Annotated in this window: 16 protein-coding genes; 8 read left to right on the plus strand and 8 right to left on the minus strand. The window is 45.7% G+C overall.

The window, feature by feature from the left end; all coding sequences use genetic code 11:
* Positions 1-130: 130 nt before the first annotated feature.
* Together FLA_RS06880 and FLA_RS06885 are read right to left on the minus strand one after the other, a co-directional pair.
* Positions 131-1,318, minus strand: a complete 1,188-nt coding sequence (locus FLA_RS06880; protein WP_076379992.1) for an aminotransferase class V-fold PLP-dependent enzyme — start codon at positions 1,316-1,318, stop codon at positions 131-133.
* A 52-nt stretch (positions 1,319-1,370) separates the two neighbouring features.
* Positions 1,371-2,798, minus strand: coding sequence for an aminotransferase-like domain-containing protein (locus tag FLA_RS06885; protein ID WP_144264062.1), 1,428 nt, complete (start codon positions 2,796-2,798; stop codon positions 1,371-1,373).
* A 132-nt stretch (positions 2,799-2,930) separates the two neighbouring features.
* Here FLA_RS06885 and FLA_RS06890 point away from each other — a divergent pair, with 132 nt between their 5' ends.
* The 3 genes from FLA_RS06890 (at position 2,931) to FLA_RS06900 (ending at position 4,915) form a co-directional block, all read left to right on the plus strand.
* A complete protein-coding gene (locus tag FLA_RS06890; RefSeq protein ID WP_076379990.1) occupies positions 2,931-3,305 on the plus strand; it encodes a Rid family detoxifying hydrolase in 375 nt (124 codons plus the stop codon).
* A gap of 28 nt (positions 3,306-3,333) precedes the next feature.
* Positions 3,334-4,197 (plus strand): AraC family transcriptional regulator, encoded by an 864-nt coding sequence (locus FLA_RS06895; protein ID WP_076379989.1) that lies wholly within the window; start codon positions 3,334-3,336, stop codon positions 4,195-4,197.
* A gap of 67 nt (positions 4,198-4,264) precedes the next feature.
* Complete coding sequence (locus tag FLA_RS06900; protein ID WP_076379988.1) at positions 4,265-4,915, plus strand: HD domain-containing protein; 651 nt, start codon at positions 4,265-4,267, stop codon at positions 4,913-4,915.
* Positions 4,916-5,051: 136 nt separating this feature from the next.
* Here FLA_RS06900 and FLA_RS06905 read toward each other — a convergent pair whose 3' ends face one another.
* Positions 5,052-6,563 carry an aminotransferase-like domain-containing protein gene (locus tag FLA_RS06905; protein ID WP_076379987.1) on the minus strand — a complete coding sequence of 504 codons (1,512 nt, stop codon included), beginning with the start codon at positions 6,561-6,563 and terminating at the stop codon, positions 5,052-5,054.
* A 60-nt stretch (positions 6,564-6,623) separates the two neighbouring features.
* Here FLA_RS06905 and FLA_RS06910 point away from each other — a divergent pair, with 60 nt between their 5' ends.
* The 3 genes from FLA_RS06910 (at position 6,624) to FLA_RS06920 (ending at position 9,868) form a co-directional block, all read left to right on the plus strand.
* Positions 6,624-7,247: a hypothetical protein gene (locus tag FLA_RS06910; RefSeq protein ID WP_076379986.1), complete on the plus strand. Its 624-nt coding sequence runs from the start codon at positions 6,624-6,626 to the stop codon at positions 7,245-7,247.
* A 17-nt stretch (positions 7,248-7,264) separates the two neighbouring features.
* Positions 7,265-8,242: a biotin synthase BioB gene (gene bioB / locus FLA_RS06915; RefSeq protein WP_076379985.1), complete on the plus strand. Its 978-nt coding sequence runs from the start codon at positions 7,265-7,267 to the stop codon at positions 8,240-8,242.
* 201 nt (positions 8,243-8,443) lie between these two features.
* Complete coding sequence (locus tag FLA_RS06920; RefSeq protein ID WP_076379984.1) at positions 8,444-9,868, plus strand: aldehyde dehydrogenase family protein; 1,425 nt, start codon at positions 8,444-8,446, stop codon at positions 9,866-9,868.
* Positions 9,869-10,013: 145 nt separating this feature from the next.
* On the opposite strand, the gene FLA_RS06925 is transcribed toward FLA_RS06920, so the two are convergent.
* Together FLA_RS06925 and FLA_RS31385 are read right to left on the minus strand one after the other, a co-directional pair.
* Positions 10,014-10,379 (minus strand): SnoaL-like domain-containing protein, encoded by a 366-nt coding sequence (locus FLA_RS06925; RefSeq protein WP_076379983.1) that lies wholly within the window; start codon positions 10,377-10,379, stop codon positions 10,014-10,016.
* A 369-nt stretch (positions 10,380-10,748) separates the two neighbouring features.
* A complete protein-coding gene (locus tag FLA_RS31385; RefSeq protein WP_159445121.1) occupies positions 10,749-10,901 on the minus strand; it encodes a hypothetical protein in 153 nt (50 codons plus the stop codon).
* A gap of 273 nt (positions 10,902-11,174) precedes the next feature.
* Here FLA_RS31385 and FLA_RS06930 point away from each other — a divergent pair, with 273 nt between their 5' ends.
* Entirely contained in the window at positions 11,175-11,990 is an 816-nt protein-coding gene (locus FLA_RS06930; protein WP_076379982.1) for a hypothetical protein, read from the plus strand.
* Between the two features lie 58 nt (positions 11,991-12,048).
* Here FLA_RS06930 and FLA_RS06935 read toward each other — a convergent pair whose 3' ends face one another.
* The 3 genes from FLA_RS06935 to FLA_RS06945 form a co-directional block, all read right to left on the minus strand.
* Entirely contained in the window at positions 12,049-13,041 is a 993-nt protein-coding gene (locus FLA_RS06935) for a hypothetical protein (RefSeq protein WP_144264061.1), read from the minus strand.
* A 68-nt stretch (positions 13,042-13,109) separates the two neighbouring features.
* Positions 13,110-14,645 (minus strand): hypothetical protein, encoded by a 1,536-nt coding sequence (locus tag FLA_RS06940; protein WP_076379980.1) that lies wholly within the window; start codon positions 14,643-14,645, stop codon positions 13,110-13,112.
* A gap of 43 nt (positions 14,646-14,688) precedes the next feature.
* Complete coding sequence (locus FLA_RS06945; protein ID WP_076379979.1) at positions 14,689-17,445, minus strand: TonB-dependent receptor domain-containing protein; 2,757 nt, start codon at positions 17,443-17,445, stop codon at positions 14,689-14,691.
* Positions 17,446-17,717: 272 nt separating this feature from the next.
* On the opposite strand from FLA_RS06945, the gene FLA_RS06950 reads away from it, so the two are divergent.
* On the plus strand, positions 17,718-18,599 hold the full coding sequence (locus tag FLA_RS06950; RefSeq protein ID WP_076379978.1) for an STM4504/CBY_0614 family protein: 882 nt from the start codon (positions 17,718-17,720) through the stop codon (positions 18,597-18,599).
* Positions 18,600-18,672: the final 73 nt, after the last annotated feature.

Consider the following 18,672-nt stretch of genomic DNA (forward strand, 5'->3'; position numbering starts at 1 on the left):
GGCGGCTTCATAAAGCTGCTGTTGAGGGTTTATTTTTTTATAGTTATCACCAGGATAAGTGATGCTGTTACTGCGCAATGGTGCAGCAGGCGCTACCATAATCCATATTGTTACAGGCACTGTTTGGGCATTATGCCCGTATAATGTTAATGAGCGCCTGGCAAAGGGCGGCTATTTCTTCTTCGGTGTTATAGTAGTGTACAGAAGCCCTCACTACGCTGATGAGCTGGTGTTTGTTCATATACAGCAGGGTAGATTTGGACAGCCCTACCGATACGTTGATGTGTTGCTGCGCCAGTTGTGTTTTAATGTTTTGGCTATCTATACCTGCTACTGAAAAAGTAATAATGCCGCATTGCACAGGGCCTATGTCATGAACGGTAACACCGGGTATGTTTTTTAACTGAGCGCGCATGATGCCAGCCAGTAATTGAATGCGTTGCCAGATGCGGTCTACACCTATTTCCAATGCATACGCTACGGCTTTACCCAGGCCCAATGCCAGTGCGCGGCTTTTCTCGTATAGTTCAAAACGTCTGCCGTCCTGCCTTAGTTCATACGCATGTTCGCTGATAAGGGTGGCGGTATGTCCATCAATCAGCATTACATCCAGCTGGTCCTGTACTTCTTCTCTAACATATAAAAAGCCGGTGCCACGGGGAGCGCGCAGGTATTTTCTACCCGTAACAGATAGTATATCACATTGAATTTTTGTTACGTCAATAGGTATATGTCCTGCGGTTTGGCAGGCATCTACCAGGTATAAAATGCCGTGTTTGCGGGCAATGCTACCTATCTCTTCTATGGGCAACACAGTACCTGCGGTAGAGGGGATATGCGTAATGGCAATTAACCGGGTGGCAGGTGTAATGGCAGCTTCCAGCTGGTGCAGTGGAAAGTGGCCCTGCTCATCGTTAGGTATTACCTGTATTTCAATGCCGTGGGTTTGTTTCAGGTGCAGAAAGCCCAGCAGGTTGGTGATATATTCCATTTCTGAGGTAATGACCACATCGCCTTTTTTAAAACGTATGCCGTTGAAAGCATAGCCCCAGGCGGTGCTGGCATTTTCTACAATGGCTATTTCATTGGCCTGCGCGTTGATTAGCCGGGCAATGAGCGTGTAGGTTTCTTCCAGCTGGTGCTGGTATTTGTATTCTGTTTCGTAACCACCTGCCAGCGCTTCTTCTCTCAGGTAGTCTGTTACGGTATTTACCACTATATCGGGTGGCAGTGAGGCGCCTGCGTTATTGAAGTGTATGATTTGCCGGGTGCCGCTGGTAGCTTCCCTGTATTGTGTGAGTTCGTTTGCTGTAATCATACATCAAAGAAACTATAACAGATGGTATGGGAACAGATACAGAAACAGGATATTATACTGTAACAGATGACTGGTTCAGGAGTCCGCCCAGTGTAATCAATGCTTTTTCTATCCTGGGCTCCCAAAAATTGCCCAGACTAATGCGCAGGTATTGGGTATAGTCGCCTTTGGAAGAAAACAGTTCGCCGGGCGTATAGGTGATATGGTGCTGAAAAGCAATATCCTGGCATTGGGAAGTGTGGATGGTGTCTGGTAGTTCCAGCCATAGCACCAGGCCGCCTGTGGGGCTGGTGATGCGTGTGCCGGGTGGAAAATGCTGTTCAATGATGCGGGTGGTTTTTACCAGGTTGTGGTGCAGGGCGCGGCGGTATTGATGCAGGTGCCTGTCGTAACTGCCGGAAGACAACAAAAGCTGTATTACGCGCTGACTGAAATTAGAAGTAGCACCGTTGTGCATGGATTTAATACGTGTTATTTCATAGGTAAACCTGCCACCTGCGCACCAGCCGATGCGAAACCCGGGAACCAGTGTTTTGGTAAAGGAACTGCAATATAGAACCCAGCCATCGGTATCGTAGGCTTTAATGGTATCGGGGCGGCTACCGGTAAAAAATAGTTCGCCATACAGGTCGTCTTCAATAATAGGCAGCTGTTGCGTATTGGCATAGGCCGCCAGTTGTTTTTTGATATCGGTACTGATAACGGCGCCATCTGGGTTGTTGTAATTGCTTACCAGAATACAGGCCTTTACCGCCAGCTGTTGGCAGGCATTGGTAAAGTCTTCTATAGTTATACCTGTTTCGGGATGGGAGGGGATGGTGGCTATTTTCAGATGCAGGCATTCCAGTATCTGCATAATGCCATAATAACAAGGGTCTTGTACCAGCACGGTGTCGCCGGGTTTAGTAACCGCCTGTAGCGCACATAATATGGCTTCGGTGGCCCCATTAGTGATAATGAGTTCGTCGGCATGTATAGCCCCCTTCCATAAGAAAGAACGTTTGGCTATTTCAGCACGTAGCAGTGCATTGCCCTGCCGTGTTTCCATTCTCAGGTAATCGCCGCTGATGTCACGCGAGGTTTGTTGTATGGCGCGCTTTATGCCATTGAAAGGGAGTAGCCTGTCATCAGGTAATGCCCCGGCAAAGGAAACAAAGTTTCTGCTGGTGCTTTCCCGCGCCAGCTTTTGCAACAGCTGGTCTATATGAACACTTCTGGTAGACAAAGAGGGGGCAACAGGTTGTGGCACCGGCAGTTTAGGTGCTTTGTGCGGGTTTACAAAGTAGCCTGATTTTTCGTATGCGGTAATCAGTCCCTGATCCGCCAGGTGGTTGAATGCCTGCAATACGGTACCTATGCTTAATCCGTTCTCTTTATGCAGGCTGCGTAAAGAAGGCAGTTTGTCTTCGGCTTTGTAAATGCCTTTATCAATCATGCCGGCAATTTTATTGGCCAGGCCTATGTAAGCAGGTTCTCTCATATAACCGGGTTCTGTTGGGTAAAGTACGCAAAAAATGGGTGTTGTTGTATCTGTTACAGTGATATATGCAGCATCTGTACCAGGGGCAGTGCTATGAAAATAAGGAGGTTTGTTAGCCAAAACAATGACAGTATGATAGAAAAAGGAAAGCCGGTTGCCGCCGGAGCTGCTTTACCATTCAGGGATGCCGTGTTTGCAAATAATGCCTGGTATATATCGGGGCTGGTAGGGGTGCATCCTGTTACGGGTGAATTAGTAACTGACAGCTTTGAAGCAGAGGTAAAACAGGTAATGGATAATCTGGGGGCTGTGCTGGCGAAGTACCAGTTGCATTACCAGCGCCTGACCAGTGTTACTATTTATCTTACCTCGATGGATGATTATGCAGTGGTGAATGATATTTATGCCGGTTATTTCACAGATGCTTTTCCGGCGCGGGTTTGCATTGGGGTGAAGGAGTTGCCCAGGAAGGCGCATATAGAAATTGCAGCCATTGCGGCCAACTGATGTACCTTAGCTATGCTAAATAACAGGTATGAAGTGGAAGGAGTATGGCACTATTCAAACGGATAAAGAGATACAGGATTCATTTGCTGTTTGTTATCATGAGCAGGCTACCGTGGGCATGGAAGACGCCTGTAGGATTGTGTACAACCGTATCTTTTTATTAAGCGAAGCACAGGGTACATTGGTGGTAGATGACACTACCTGGCCATTGAAAGGTAACGAGTTGTTTTTGCTGGCTAAAGGGCAGGTGTTTGCCTTTGCACCCGGCAGCGTTATTACGGGCTATGAATTGTCGTTTGGCGATTGCTTTTGGGAAAAAGCGCCTGCCAGTGCCAGTAACTGCAAAGCGGTATTGTTTAATAACGCCGCTGCTAATCAGCAATTGTCGGTGCACCCTGCAGATGAACGTGAATTGATCTTATTGTTCCAGGCGTTATTGCGTGAGTATCACCTGGGCGACTACATTAATAAGCCGGATGCTTTGGCGGCTTATCTGAAAATTATCATGATTAAAATTGCCAATATTCAGGCAGCTTTGGTAAGTGGTACCGACAGTTATGAAAGCCAGTTGTTCCGGCAGTTTACCGGGCTGGTGAGTAAGCATTATTCTTCTACCCACGAAGTGGCTGCTTATGCAGATATGCTGGGTGTTACGGCACGAAGGTTAACAGATTTGTGTAAACAATGTGGTGGAAGGGGCGCAAAGGATATTATTAACGGGCAGCTGATAGCCGAAGCAAAAAGAGCTTTGCAGTTTTCGGCTAAAGCGGTAAAGGAAATTGCTTTTCAGTTGAACTTTTCCACGCCCGACCAGTTCAGTCATTTCTTCAAAAAGAATACGGGTGTTTCGGCCAACGAGTTCCGCGAGCGTTTTGTAAAAATTGGCAGGTGATTCGCCGTTTTTCACATTGACCCGCCTATGGGGCCCGGCTAATTTTACAGGCAAATAATTATTGAAGATGTCTGTAAACAAAGTAAAATCAGTAGCAGGTATTTCTATTCCTGATAGCAGCATTGCCACACAGGCAACAGAGTTGTTGCTGGAGCATGGCACCCCGTTTATCTATAATCATTCCCTGCGTGTGTTTGTGTTTGCATCGTTAAATGCCCGGCGTAACCAGGTGGCGCACGATGCTGAATTATTATACATCAGTGCCGTGTTTCACGATCTGGGCCTGGTGCCGCATTATAGCAGTCCCGACAAGCGTTTTGAAGTAGACGGCGCGAATGCGGCACGCGACTTTATGAAAGGACATGGATTGCCGAAGGAATCGTTACAGCTGGTATGGGATGCTATTGCCCTGCATACAACTATTGGCGTGGCGGAACATAAAGAAGCAGAGGTGGCTTTGTTGTATTCGGGTGTTGGTTTGGATGTGATGGGAGAGGGCTATGAGCATTTGAGTGCAGCTAACCGAAACGAGATTGTAGCTGCTTTTCCCAGGGATGATTTTAAAAACAGGATTATCCCTGCATTCTTCCGTGGCTTTGAACATAAAACGGACACCACTTTCGGGAATATTAAGGCCGATGTGTGTGCGTATATGATTCCGAATTTTCAGCGGAAGAACTTTTGTGATTGTATCCTGCACTCGCCCTGGAATGAATAAAGAATAAAGTTGTTGCAGGCAAACCGGAGCGATCCGGTTTTTTGCATTGGGGATAGGTGCATTCCAGTGTTGAGAGGCGGGTATATTCCTGCCTTAGGTACATGCGATATTCGTCAACGCAGGCCTGGGGGATTCGTCAGAGATGCTGACGGATGATTTGAATACAGGTATTCATCTCTTCTGGTGTTAAATGTCCAAACCCTACACGCATGGCTGCCATCGATTGCGTTTGATACAGTAAAGTTTTAGGAATAAACAGGTTGTTTTGAGCACAACGTTTGCTCAGTTGCAGCAGGTTAGGCCGTTTTTTCCAGCGTAACCAAAAGGCCAGGCCACCGGAAGGAATAGTGAAATCCACATCTTCAGGCAGATGCTGTTGCAGCAGGGCCGCAAAGTTGTCGCGCCGTTCCTGGTATACTTTCATCGATTTACGCAGGTAGCGGTGTATCTCGCCTTCCTGTATCATCTGGCCCAGTGCCTGTTCCATCAATATATCGCCCTGCCGGTCTATAATACCCAGGTATTTACGCATTTCGGTCATCAGGTTTTCCGGGGCAACTATAAAGCCGGTGCGAAAGCCGGGAGCCAGCGATTTGCCAAAAGAGCCGGTATATACGACCATACCGGCGGTATCTGCGCTCAGCAGGGGCAGCATGGGGGCTTTATTGTAGTGGAAATCGTAGTCATAATCATCTTCCAGTATCACAAACCCATATTGTGCAGCCAGTTGCAGCAGGCGCATCCGGCGTTGGGCGCTGAGTGTTACCGTGGTGGGGTAATGGTGGTGCGGGGTAATGTAAATCATCCTTACCTGCTGATGCTCACATATTTGTTGTACACTGTCTACATCAATGCCTTCATTATCAACAGGAATGGTTTGAATATGAGCACCATTTTTCTGAAAGATCATATTCATAGAGAAATAGCTGAGTTCGCCTACCAGCACCAGGTCGCCTTCGGATAACAGGATGCGTGAGGTGATGTACACGCTCATTTCAGTGCTGCGGGTGATCAACAGATTTTTGCCGGAGATGTGCAGGCCACGGGAGAGATTGAGGTAATTGCACAGATTGGCTTTGAAGTATTCGCTGCCATCCTGGTTGTAGCCGGCCAGCTTTTTCTGGTTGGATTTACGTTTCAGGTTGGCGCTGTACCATTGTGAGAGGTTGTCAATTTGCAGCAGCCGGGTGTCGGGCATGCCGTCATTGAAAACATATTCACAATCAGAGTATTCGAATGGATTGTCTAAAATATTGGTTTGCCGGAAAGTATAACCGGTAGCACCGGGGTAGCGGGCGGCGGCAATAGGGGAGATGGCTGCCGGATGGGCGGTTACGGCTGCCTGCTGATGCGGCAAAATTTTTACCGGACGCTGCTGCATACCGGGCAGTACTACAGTGCCTTTGTTGGGCAGGGTTTTTACCCAGCCCTGCACTTCCAGCTCTTCATACACGGCTACGATAGTATTGCGGTGTACTGTCAGCAGCTGGCTAAAAGCCCGGGTGCCGGGTAGTTTTAACCCGGCTACCAGGTGCCCGCGTTGTATGGCGGCTATCAGCTGGTCGGCAATCTGCCGGTACACCGGCATGTTGGCATCCCGGTTTATCTGCACCAGGCTTTTGTAAGGTATTTCAGCCGGACTAGTCATAATATCAAAACTGGTACCCTTTGGTGGTCCGGCAAGGTACTACATTTGGTAAAAACAGCTATGGAGCTTGGAGATTTGCTTCAAAATATCGTAGAAATACCCCGTATGCATGCCAGGTGGCTGAATACGCTTTCTTTTATGGAGAATGCCGGTGCCCGTAAAATATCGGCTTGTGAGCATGCGGAAGAGGTGTCCATTATCCAGTTAAAACATGCTGCCGAAGAACACCGGCATGCTTACTACCTGAAAAAACAGATCACCAAACTGGAGGTACCTTTTTGCGAAGGGTATGCGGCAGCTGATCTGCTGGCTCCGGTATATACCCGTCATTTTTTGCATCAGCTGGATATACAAACCTGTAAATACCTGAAAAAGCATTTTCAGTTATCACCAACAGGTTTAAAGTATGCGGCCTACCTGTTTGTTACCTATGCTATTGAAGTGCGTGCAGATATGTTGTACCCGGTTTACCAGGAGGTGTTAACCCGTAACAACCAGAAGGTGATGGTGAAGTCTATTATACTGGAAGAAGAAGGGCACCTGGAAGAGATGATTAAACAGCTGGAAGGCTTTGCTCCGGATTGGGAAAAGTATGCAAAGGATGTGCTGGCGATAGAAGAACAATTATATACTGCCTGGGTGGCTGTATTGCACCAGGAGATAAACAGGTATGCGATAGTGTAGATTATAACTAACAAATCATGAAAACCAAAAGGCACGATTGGACAAAAGAAGAAATTCAGGCTATTTACAACCAGCCTCTGCTGGAGCTGGTACACCAGGCTGCCACTATACACCGCGAATGGCAGCGGCCTAATGAAGTAGAAGTAGCTACGTTGTTATCTATTAAAACAGGTGGCTGCACGGAAGATTGCTCTTACTGTTCGCAGGCAGCCCGTTATCATACCGATATTAAAGTGCAGGCTTTGCTGCCAACAGATGTGGTAATGAAGCATGCGGAGAAAGCCAAAAACAATGGTGCTACCCGCTTTTGTATGGCTGCAGCGTGGCGCGAAGTGCGTGATAACCGCGACTTTGACCGCGTCATTGATATGGTAAAGGGCGTGAATGATATGGGGCTGGAAGTATGCTGTACCCTGGGTATGCTTACAGAAAGCCAGGCGGTGCGACTGAAAGAAGCTGGTTTGCACGCCTATAACCACAACCTGGATACTTCGGAAGAGTATTACAACGAAGTGATCAGCACCCGCAATTTTGACGACCGCATTAACACCATTGGGCATGTGCGTAAAGCAGGCATCACTGTTTGTTCCGGCGGCATCATTGGTTTAGGGGAAACGCACGCCGACCGTATTGCCATGCTTACTACATTGGCTACCATGGAAAAGCATCCGGAATCAGTGCCTATTAATGCACTGGCAAGGGTAAAAGGCACACCCTTAGAGAACAACCCGAAAGTGGATGTATGGGATATGGTGCGCATGATTGCCACTGCCCGTATAGTAATGCCGGGAGCCATGGTGCGTTTGAGCGCCGGAAGAATTGAAATGACCGAAACAGAACAGGCCTGGTGTTTTATGGCCGGTGCCAACTCCATCTTTACCGGTGAGCGGGAAACCTTATTAACCACACCTAACCCGGGTGTGTCGGAAGATATGCAGATGTTCCAGAACCTGGGATTGAAGCCGCTGGTAAAGCAGCAACCAGTAGTATCATAAACAAAAGAAGTCTCCTGTTTTTTACAAACACAGGAGACTTTTCTTTTGTGTCAACTCCTATTTCCGCATTGCTTCGCTATCATTTATGTTACCCTCCCACCTGTGTTTATTGTGAGCTTTTCACCAAACTAAGTTTGAGCTGTATAACAAAGTGCTCCTTTGATACGCTTTCTAACTTTGACTTATCAAAAAACAAATAAAATGATAAGGATAGAGAAGCAATATATCAATGGACAGTTTGTGGCTTCCGTTGGTACAGAAACAACAGCGATCATCAACCCGGCTAATGGTGGACACATAGGAGAAGCTGTTTTAGGCAACGAAGAAGATGTGCGCAAAGCCATTGAAGCGGCCCGCCAATCGTTCCCTGCTTTTTCTGTAAGTAGCATAGAAGATCGCAAAAGGTATTTACAGCAGCTGTATGATGCAGTAATGCAACGAATGGATGATTTAAAAAGGGTAACGATGGATGAGTATGGCGCTACTCCACAACGGGCAGAATGGTCTAACCGCTACGCCGCAGATATATTCCTGCAATTCAAAAATATATTATCTGATTATGCTTTTGAGCGCCCGATAGGAAAGTCAACATTAGTAATGACACCCATTGGAGTAACCGCTATTATGACGGCATGGAATGCCAATACCGCTTCTATCTGTGTGAAGCTGGCGGCCGCAGTGGCTACTGGTTGTACTACGGTGATTAAACCCAGTGAAATGAGTTGCCTGCAAACGCAGATACTGACCGAAGCCTTTGATGCAGCTGGTTTGCCGGCAGGTGTGATAAACGTGGTGAATGGCAGGGGAGATGTAATGGGGCCTGTGCTGGCTACCCATGCTGCTGTTGCCAGAATCAGCTTCACGGGGTCTAGTGTGGTGGGTAAGATCATCGCCACCAAAGCAGTGGATACCATGAAGCGTTTAACCCTGGAGCTGAGTGGTAAATCGCCGCATATTATCCTGGATGATGCCGATCTGGAAAAGGCTATCCCGTATGCTATCAATGCCTGTTTTCAAAACAGCGGCCAGGCCTGTGTGGCAGGTTCACGTTTGCTGGTGCCTGCTCATTTATTGGAAACAATAAAACCTATGCTGAAAGCCACCGTGAATGCGCTGAAAGTAGGATTGCCTGTTAACCCGGACACACAAATTGGCCCGATGGCCAGCCAGAAACAGTACGACCGTATTCAACATTACATACGTTCCGGAATACAGAGTGGCGCGGAATTGCTGGTAGGTGGCGAAGGCAAACCGGAAGGACTGGAAAAAGGCTTTTTTGTAAAGCCCACTGTGTTTGTAAATGCAACAGCAGATATGCTCATTGTGAAGGAAGAAATTTTTGGCCCGGTACTGAGTGTGCTTACCTACGAAACAGAAGAAGAAGCAATAGCCATGGCTAACGATACGGAATATGGTTTACAGGCTTATATCAGTTCTACCAACTCCGAAAGGGCCAACCGCATTGCTGCGCAAATCAATGCCGGCAGGGTATTGATCAATACACTATGGCATGATATGGATGCGCCCTTTGGAGGTTTTAAGCAGTCTGGTATTGGTCGTGAAGGGGGGATATTCGGGTTAGAAGCACAGTTGGAACCCAAAGTGATATTGACTGCTACACATTAGTTGCCGTGTGTTGTGAATGCTTAATATGATGTATATAATCATGAGCATTATACATTATAAGAGGGCGAAGCTGATATATAGTTTCGCCCTCTTTGTGTTTTAGCCTCTTAGCAACGGTGCCGGTTTGCGGCTGTTATCCGGTAGGTTAATAGAAGAACTGTTCTGAAACAATTTTGCCATTCTTCACATGATACACACCAATCTCTTCCAATTGTGTACGGGGCTTCTCTTTAAAGGTGAGATCTCTTTTCAGCACTACGGTGAAAAAATCGCCTGCTACCAATGGTTCGCTGCACGATTGGCTGTGTATGGCTTCAATTCTTGTTCTGTTGGCCGCACCTTTGGCTTTAATGGCTTCCTTGCCGCTGGTGATTACGGGCACGCCCATAGCGGCTACCTTTTCCGGCTCCTGGCAGGTGGCGTTGTCGTCGTGCAACTCGTCCAGAATTTCTACCCACTGGCTTTTGTTGGCCAGCTCATAATAACGATCGGCAATTTGTTGTGTTGTCATACTATCTTTTTGGCTTCAATAATTGTTGTAGTGCGAAGTTGGGCAGGAGAAGTGACAACCCTATGGCAGTGTGTTTTGGGGGAATTGAAGTTTTTTTATTCAAAAAAGGGGCATATAGGACAGAAAACTACTTTCCCATGACTCATCCGTACGGACGAGTTGCCGGTCCCATAGGATGGATGGCCGGGAAGTACGGATGGCTCATTCATCCTACCTGCTGAGTCATTGGTGCGTACTGCCGGGCGTTTGCTCCCATGGTAGGAATCACTCGGCAGTACGGATGACTCATCCATCCCACCTGCTGAGTCATTCGTGTGTACTGCCGGGCGTCTGCTCCCATGGGAGAAGTCTCCCGGCAGTACGGAGCAGTCATTCATCCCACCTGCCGGCTCCTTCGTGCGTAACGCCGGGCGTTTGCTCCCATAGGATGGGAGTCTCGTGTGTTCTGCCCGATGACTCATCCGTTTTGCTGAGTGATTCGTGCGTACGGATGAAGGCCCGGAAGGTAAAAAGTGGAGACAAAACCGCTCAATAGAAGCATGGCGTAGTACTGACCAACAAGCAAAATGTACGAAGCAGGGAGTCATTTTTACTTCCTGAACGCTCATCCGTACGGATGGATGGCCCATCCCATGGGATGAATGACTCATCCGTACGGACGAATGACTCAGCAGTACGCACGAAGGAGCCGGCAGGTGGGAGAAATGGAGGTGTTTTTTAGGCTTGATCCGGCGTATAGGAGATGCAATAGAATTTTATTATATTGTTTTTATTGCCATAACCAAAACCTGAACAATGATGAAATACCTACACGCTATCCTGTTTGCTCTTATTTTCATTGCTTTATTACCCTCCTGTAAAAAAGAAGGAGATCAGCCGGGAGCGGCTACAACAGTTAAAGCCCCGCAAGGAAACACACATTCAGCTTTGCGCGAAATGAAATATACGCCGCAAATTCTGCAAATATCGCAGGGAGTTAACAGTTTGAGTGTTGCGCTGTTAAAACCAAAACATTCCAATATTCTTTCCCTGCGATACAGAGGTTGGGATGGTAGTTGGCTGGGTGGTGGAGCATGGTTTTATGATAATTTATTAAGTAGCGCTTCCTATCCTTCTGCCACAGGTTTGCTATCCTATACAGATGGGGCTACTGATGAATTTGAAAGGGTTTGCTATACCTATGATATTCCTTTTAATAATCCTACGGGCGGATATGATTTTAAGATGGATGTGGAGATCAGCAATCACGATACCAATACAACAGATTACGATTCTGCTACTTACATTAATTACCCGTTTGTGTATACCAGTAATGGTGGTGCAGGTAACCCCAGCCAGACTACGCTGCAATTGACAATTTCATTTCATAAGGGGCAGCTATATGTCATTGATCAAAACTATTCTGTGTTAATTAACGGAAGTGTTGTGGGCGGCGGGACGATACAGGCTGATGATTTTGCAGTGGCTACAGTTGTTACTCAAACGCAGCTTATTGTATCGTCTATTCCGGAGAGAACAATAGAGGTGGCTATAAATAACGGGCAGGGTGGTTACTGGCAAGGCTTTTTCAGTGGGGGCGGACCCATATCTGCATCAGTTCAATTACCGTAACAGTAACGATACCTTATAGCACAAAAGGCGCTGTTGAAGCGCCTTTTGTTGTGATGGGTTATTTTCTTTTATAGAAAGATATATTGGATACCGCACCGGAATAATCTCTTATTTCAGTGTTGGTATAATAACCTGTGTTGTCGGCTGCAAAGCAAATGCCTTCGCCCTGGTGTTCGTTACCGGCGTAAGGGGCCATTTCCGGAGCAGTTAATAAAGTTTCAGCGATGCTTTTAGTAGTGTCGCGCTTCCAGTACCATATCTGGCTTTTGTTGCGCAACAGTATTTCTGAGCCGTTGGCCGAAATGTCGCCGGATGTAAGCAGGTCGAAAGGCGTTTTTACTACAGATACCAGCGTAGTAGTGCTGGTGGTAGACTGCGGATACGCTGCTTTGTATATAGTGCTTTTGTATATTTCTTTAGTGGCGATGAAAAGATCTTTAGTAATAGGATCAACCAGCAGGGCTTCGGCGTTGTAAGCATACGATGGATATTTCAACGCGATAGCTGCTGTGGCGGTGATATGTATTTCTGTTTGGGCATTGGGGCCGGTGATTACCGGTTCTTCAAAACGGTATACAGTGATAGAGGTGCGCGTGCTTTTGTTGTCGCCTATGTCTGCCAGGTATATATAAGTTTTACCACTTACAGGGCCGGGGCCTACACAAATATCTTCGGGATTAGTGGTAGATACATTATCCAGCACAATCCTTCCCAGGTCTTCCCCTTTGGCATTGGTAATAATAACAGGCGAGTTTTTAGCATCGTTGTGCATGTATAAAATACCTGCATTCAACTGGCTGGCCGCTGCGCCCGAAAGTTCGTTATAATCCTGCCTGGCCATAACGGTTATAACAGGGGTGGTTTCAAAAAGAAGGGTGTTGTTTAGCTGGGTAATATCATACTTAGTGCTTGGTGTGGTATCGGTAGGGGTAACAACGGGCGGGGTAGTGTCTATGGGAGGGGTAGTGATTTCGTCTGGTTTGCTGTTCGATTTGGAACAGGCCATGCAAAGTATCCAGCATGCGCCGGCTAGTAGTGTTAATTTCTTCATTTCAAACATGCTTGTAAGAAAAAGGAGAACGAAGTCGTTCTCCCTTTTCTATCTTCTAAATAAGATAATTAATAAGTGTGCTGGTTACCGGTTCCGTCTGAAGGGAACGCACCCAGGTCTTTGTTAGGAATAGTGATATTCGCTGCATCTACACCGCCGGTGTTAGCTAACAAAGTCATAGGGAAGCCATATTGAACTAATAATTTAGCTGCAGGCTTAGAAGGATAGGCGTTAACACCTGTACCGCTTCTGTAAACACCTGCATTAGCTGCCTGTGAAGAAGAGGACAGGTGAAAATCTGCACCAGTAGGAATTACTGAGTTAAGGTAAGAAGTTCCTTTACTGTTAGTTACTACATCGTAGTTTCTGAATTGTGGATTGTATTTAGTAGTATCTACTACGTTGCTACCCAGGTTTACTCCGTTAGAAGAATCCGCTCCGTTTACATAACCGTTGATGTCGTTAGACTGCTTTTTAGTGAACTGCTTAGGCTCAATATACAACATCAGGTAGTCGTTACCGCTTTTTACGCTGTTACCAACGTAAGTAAGGTTGTTGTTGTAAGAAGTGTTAAGGGTATCGCTTTTCAGACCTTTTTCAGAGCTAAAAGTAATACGTAAACCTTGCTTACAGTTAACGATGATGTTATTGTAGATAAAACCACCAGCATTGGTTTCTGTGTTGATAGAACCGTTACGTGTTGCTTTTTTCTGACGGAAACCACAATTAACCAGTGTATTGTTGTAAATGTTCACCACGGTAGAAGAACCGTCAATACCTGCAGTTTTTAAACCGTTGGTAGCAACACCATAACAGAAGTTGTAAGCCATATCACCATATACATCATTTTTCAGGTTGATACCTTCGCCACCTTGACCACCCAATTTGTTCAGGGTGTTTCTCATCAGGCTCACGTATACGTGCTGACATTTACCGATACAGTCGTCCAGACTTCCGAATAACCAGGAGTCTTCTACAATCAGTTTGCCATAAGCAGCACCTGTAGGAGCCATATAGATAGTAGGAGTTGGATCGCCTGGTTCTGCTTTGCCGAATAAAGTGTTGTTAGCGCCATAAGGGCCGCCGGTATATTCAATATGTGTCCAGCGGAATGCCATTAAATTACAGGTGGTAGTGCCCTGAAAGCCACTCCAGTAACCTTTATAGGCAGGATCGGTAGATGCATCTGTTGTATAGCTGCTGTTTGATTTAGGGGTAGTAGCAGTTTCATAAACGGTAAAAGTGTTAGGTTGGTCTTTAGTACCATCACTGATGATAGTGCCATTTACCAGGAACATAGGGCTGGTGCCCTGAGCGCCATTACCATGTACTAACACAGTTACACCTGGCTGCACATAAAGGGTGTCGCCTGCGTTGATAGACACGTTTGACATTATGTGATATGTCTTGCCAGACAGCATGGTTCCTTTCAAAGGAATAGCATTGCCGCTTCCGTCTTTTAAAGGCAGGGTGTCGCTGGAAATAGCCTGGCCAATTACAGTTAAGGGCTTGGATACGTTAGCTCCATCGCCTGATTTGCCGCATGCGAACAGGCCAGCTGAAGCAAATGCCAGAAAGCTGATTCTTACGAAACTTCTTTTCATTGTATGTGTTTGTTTTTAAAAAGAATAACTTGTTAAGTGGTAATTATTTATTGAGATCGAAACGAATGCCCAATTGGTAAGTTCTGCCTGTTTGTGTAGACTGGCTGAGTGTTTTACCGCTTGCTATATTCTGAAAAGGTATTACTGCTATGTTGGTGGGCTGTTTGTTAATGTATACTTCGTATTTATTGTTAAACAGGTTTTGTACTTTGGCAAACAGGTATATGTGCTTGCTCATCTTTTGCTCGGCAGAAGCATCGAATACATGCATGGCTTTCATCCAATAGTCCATGCCATAATAAGGTGAAACCAGTGCTATTCGTTTACCGGTTAATTGCCAGTTAAACTGGAACTCGGTTCCTGATTTTGTGTTTTTATATAAGATTGCTGCATTAGCCAGGTGTGCCGATTGGCCTTGTAACGGGCGTTTTTCATTGACTATACGTGATTTTGCAGCTGTGTTTTCATCTAAATAGGGCTGTCTTTTGGGGGAAGAGATGGAAGAGTTGGTGTAGGTATAGTTGGCTCTGATACCAAAGTTGCCTACGTATTTTTCTACTACCACTTCTGCACCCAGGTTACGGGCATTGCCATAGTTGCCTGGACGGTAAGCTGTTTGTGTTTGTGTGCCGTTAAAATCAAATCCGTATTCAATAGCGTTATTGATGTGTTTATAAAAACCACCAATCATAAACTGACCGTTAGACTGGGTGAATACTTCGTAGCGCACATCTACGTTCTGTGCGGTTGCATGTTGTAAATTATAATTGCCATGTTCGTCAAAATCATCCCCTGCAATAGAGTAAGGAACGGGTTCAAAGAAGCCCGGGCGGTTAACGGCAGAATAATATACAAGGCGCAGGTTGGCATTGCTGTTGAGCAGATATTTGAAGTTAACGCTAGGTAATATGTCGGTGTAGTTATAAGTCGCTGATTTACCCTCAACAGTAACCGGTAAATTAGTATTGTAGCCTTGGTTCGTATTTTCCATGCGCACACCTGCCACGGTTTCCAGTTTGTTCACCTTAAACTTCACCATGCCGTATGCTGCTTTTATTTTCTCAAACGAGGTGTAGTTGTTGGCGCTTTCAAAAGAACCTTTTGGGTTTTGAACGTTCCAGTTGAAATTGTAAATGCCATTCCATAATTGGGCCTGGCTGTTTACAATAACAGGAGTAAGCGTATAGCTGTCGTAAAGTGTTTCACGTTTTTTATCCCTGTATAGTCCACCAATGCTGGCAGTATAAGGGATATTATTTAGAGAAGAAGAATAGTGCAGGTTCAGATAACCAGCTAAATCGCGGTCGCTGTTATGCCACCAGTCGCGTTTAAAGTTCATAATAACGTTATCACGTAAACTGTGGTCTTCATATACACCACCATCATATTCATACTCGCCATAGTCAGGCAGGTTGTTAGTGGCTTTGGAGTATACCGCAGACCAATCCAGTGACAGACCGTTGTTAAACTTGTGGTTACCTTGTAAAGTAGAGTTGTAAATAGTTTGATCCTGGTATTTAGATCTTCCATAATACCAAACCTGCCCGGTTCCAATGGTTCTTGGGGTGGTAGCCAGGGTATCGTTGGTTTGACGGGCCTGTGCCTCTTTCAGGTTTACATACAGGTTATACAGGCTGATAGTGTGGTTAGGGTTGATAGAATAATCCAGTTTCAGACTTCCTCCTGTTCTGGTTAAATGGCTGGAATACTTCCTTACGTTTACATGTTTCATTATAAAAGTGCCATCCGTGCCTAAAGATTCGGCAGGAATGTATAGGCTGTTATATCCTTTATAAACGTTCTGGTAAGAAGCGCCCAGCATTACCCCCAATTTCTTGTTCAGAAAGCGGTTGCCTATGGCCAATGTAGCAAAGCTGTTCACAGGTGCAGAGGTGTGTGTGTAGTTATAGTTGTCGCGGCTAAAATCGCCTGGTGTAGCATTATAATCAGGGCCATACTGCTGATACAACGATTTTTTTCTTACCGCGCTTACATCAAATTTATCGTAACCGTTATCCAGCAGGTTTTGGCTAAGGCCGGCAGAAGCGCTGGCTTTCAGGTACAAACCGTTAGCAGGTGCGTTCTTCATCACCATGTTCACTGCACCACCAATAGCATCCCCTTCCATATCGGGTGTAAGGGTTTTGTGTAGTTCCACTCTTTCTACCAGGTCGGAAGGGAAAATATCCATAGGTACATAACGGAATTTATTATCCGGGCTGGGTATTTTAATGCCGTTCACCAGTGTATAGTTATAGCGCTGGTCCATACCGCGGATAATAGCATAACGGCCTTCGCCGTTAGTGCCGCGTTCCAGTGATACACCGGAAACCCTTTGCAGTACGTTGGCAATGGTTACATCAGGCGATTGCTGAATGGCATTGGCCGATACTACGTTCATTACACCTACTGCATTTTTTTCTGTTTTGCGGGCGAAAGCATCTGTTTCCACATTTCTTCTGCCGTTTACAGTAACATGCGATAAGGTTGCTGAAACGTTATCTGCCTGCAGTCTCAGGTTCATATCGCTGTTTACGGTAATAGTAGTGTCTTTATCAGCATATCCCACATAGTGACAGGTAAGGCGGTAAGTGCCTGGTAATACGTTCTTAAATGTAAACGCGCCGTCGAGCTGTGTATTGGTTTTACTATTGCCTAATTGAAGGGTAGCACCGGTTAATATTTCGCCGGTAACAGCATCCTTAATAATTCCTTTAATGCTATAGCTGCGTACCTGCGCTAAGCCAGAAAGGGAAAGGGTGAGTAAGAATAAGCAGATAATAGAGCGAAAACGCTGCATAGAAAAATTTTGTGCAAAGGAATCCTAAGAAGCCCATCGGTGTAACATCATTGGGTGCATTTAATAATAGGATGATAATTCCGTTACAATTATTTAACGGTGTTTACAATAAGTTAATATGAAGGACAATGCAGGATGTAGTAAGGGGCATATATTCGCACCGTCTTCCATAAAAACCCGTCATTCACAGTTTTTTACCCCACTGTATCCCGGATAGTTGCTTGTTGTATTCCGTAAGAAAGAAAAATCATTTTATACCCTAAAACTGTGTAATGAGAACGGTATCCGATATCTATTCAAAAACCCAGAAGCCGCCGTGCGCAGCTGTAAACCATAGCATACCGCGCGTTTGCCGTATACAGGTGGTGCATATACTACAGGCATTTTGCAGGAAAAACGGCATGGAAGAGTGGAGTGATACGCATGTATGGCCGGAAGTGGAAGAAGCGTTGTTGTACGAGCATGGCCTGCTGAAATTAAACCAGCCCGATCCTTACCAGCCTATGTATGAAGGTGCCGGGCCTACACTCCATAATATCACCACCTATATGTTAAACCAGATGTTTGACGATAGGGTGGTAGACATCATAGAACTGTGTTTCAGAAGCATTGGCAGGGAGCAGCTTTTGAATAAACGAAAAGAACTTGTATATACCTATTCTCCCGAACAGGCAGTAGTAGATTTAAACGACCGGTTTCAGGAGCATTGCATCGGGTATCGTTTTATGGAAGGATACATTATCCGCATAGATAATAACTGGCTGTATGAAGAAGTGGCTAAACCGGTATTCCTGCTTTTAGACAAGCCGAAGTTTGCTGCCGTAAACGCGTTGTTTATAAATGCACATCATTACCTGAAAAAAGGTAATTACCCGGAATGTATTGCAGCTGCTGCAAAAGCATATAAAAAGACTTTACAGAAAGTGTGTGAAATAAGGGATGTTGTGTATGCGCAGGAGGAAGGCATGGAAGAACTGATAGATAAGTTGTATCAACGCTATCTGCTTCCTGATGCTATGCGGGGCAGTTTATTGGCGCTTTCGTTATTGTTAGAGAATCGTTTTGTAAAACCTTCGCAGGCTACTTTTTCGGTAGATATGACGGCTACAGTGATAAAATTGCTGGTGGGTATGTTGGAAGAGGAACAATTGTAGAACAATTAACGTGATGTATACCTATAGCAAAAAGGCATCACGGTAAACCGGTATTCTTTTGAGTTTTTGATGA

The sequence above is a fragment of the Filimonas lacunae genome, from assembly GCF_002355595.1.
Lineage (GTDB): Bacteria > Bacteroidota > Bacteroidia > Chitinophagales > Chitinophagaceae > Filimonas > Filimonas lacunae.

What these genes read in the sequence shown, in the direction of transcription:
- FLA_RS06905 (WP_076379987.1), bottom strand. Translation starts at nt 6,563, where the DNA reads ATGACTAGTCCGGCTGAAATACCTTACAAAAGCCTGGTGCAGATAAAC.
- FLA_RS06920 (WP_076379984.1), top strand. Translation starts at nt 8,444, where the DNA reads ATGATAAGGATAGAGAAGCAATATATCAATGGACAGTTTGTGGCTTCC.
- FLA_RS06930 (WP_076379982.1), top strand. Translation starts at nt 11,175, where the DNA reads ATGATGAAATACCTACACGCTATCCTGTTTGCTCTTATTTTCATTGCT.
- FLA_RS06880 (WP_076379992.1), bottom strand. Translation starts at nt 1,318, where the DNA reads ATGATTACAGCAAACGAACTCACACAATACAGGGAAGCTACCAGCGGC.
- FLA_RS06940 (WP_076379980.1), bottom strand. Translation starts at nt 14,645, where the DNA reads ATGAAAAGAAGTTTCGTAAGAATCAGCTTTCTGGCATTTGCTTCAGCT.
- bioB (WP_076379985.1), top strand. Translation starts at nt 7,265, where the DNA reads ATGAAAACCAAAAGGCACGATTGGACAAAAGAAGAAATTCAGGCTATT.
- FLA_RS06910 (WP_076379986.1), top strand. Translation starts at nt 6,624, where the DNA reads ATGGAGCTTGGAGATTTGCTTCAAAATATCGTAGAAATACCCCGTATG.
- FLA_RS06945 (WP_076379979.1), bottom strand. Translation starts at nt 17,445, where the DNA reads ATGCAGCGTTTTCGCTCTATTATCTGCTTATTCTTACTCACCCTTTCC.
- FLA_RS06935 (WP_144264061.1), bottom strand. Translation starts at nt 13,041, where the DNA reads ATGAAGAAATTAACACTACTAGCCGGCGCATGCTGGATACTTTGCATG.
- FLA_RS06890 (WP_076379990.1), top strand. Translation starts at nt 2,931, where the DNA reads ATGATAGAAAAAGGAAAGCCGGTTGCCGCCGGAGCTGCTTTACCATTC.
- FLA_RS06950 (WP_076379978.1), top strand. Translation starts at nt 17,718, where the DNA reads ATGAGAACGGTATCCGATATCTATTCAAAAACCCAGAAGCCGCCGTGC.
- FLA_RS06900 (WP_076379988.1), top strand. Translation starts at nt 4,265, where the DNA reads ATGTCTGTAAACAAAGTAAAATCAGTAGCAGGTATTTCTATTCCTGAT.
- FLA_RS06895 (WP_076379989.1), top strand. Translation starts at nt 3,334, where the DNA reads ATGAAGTGGAAGGAGTATGGCACTATTCAAACGGATAAAGAGATACAG.
- FLA_RS06925 (WP_076379983.1), bottom strand. Translation starts at nt 10,379, where the DNA reads ATGACAACACAACAAATTGCCGATCGTTATTATGAGCTGGCCAACAAA.
- FLA_RS06885 (WP_144264062.1), bottom strand. Translation starts at nt 2,798, where the DNA reads ATGAGAGAACCTGCTTACATAGGCCTGGCCAATAAAATTGCCGGCATG.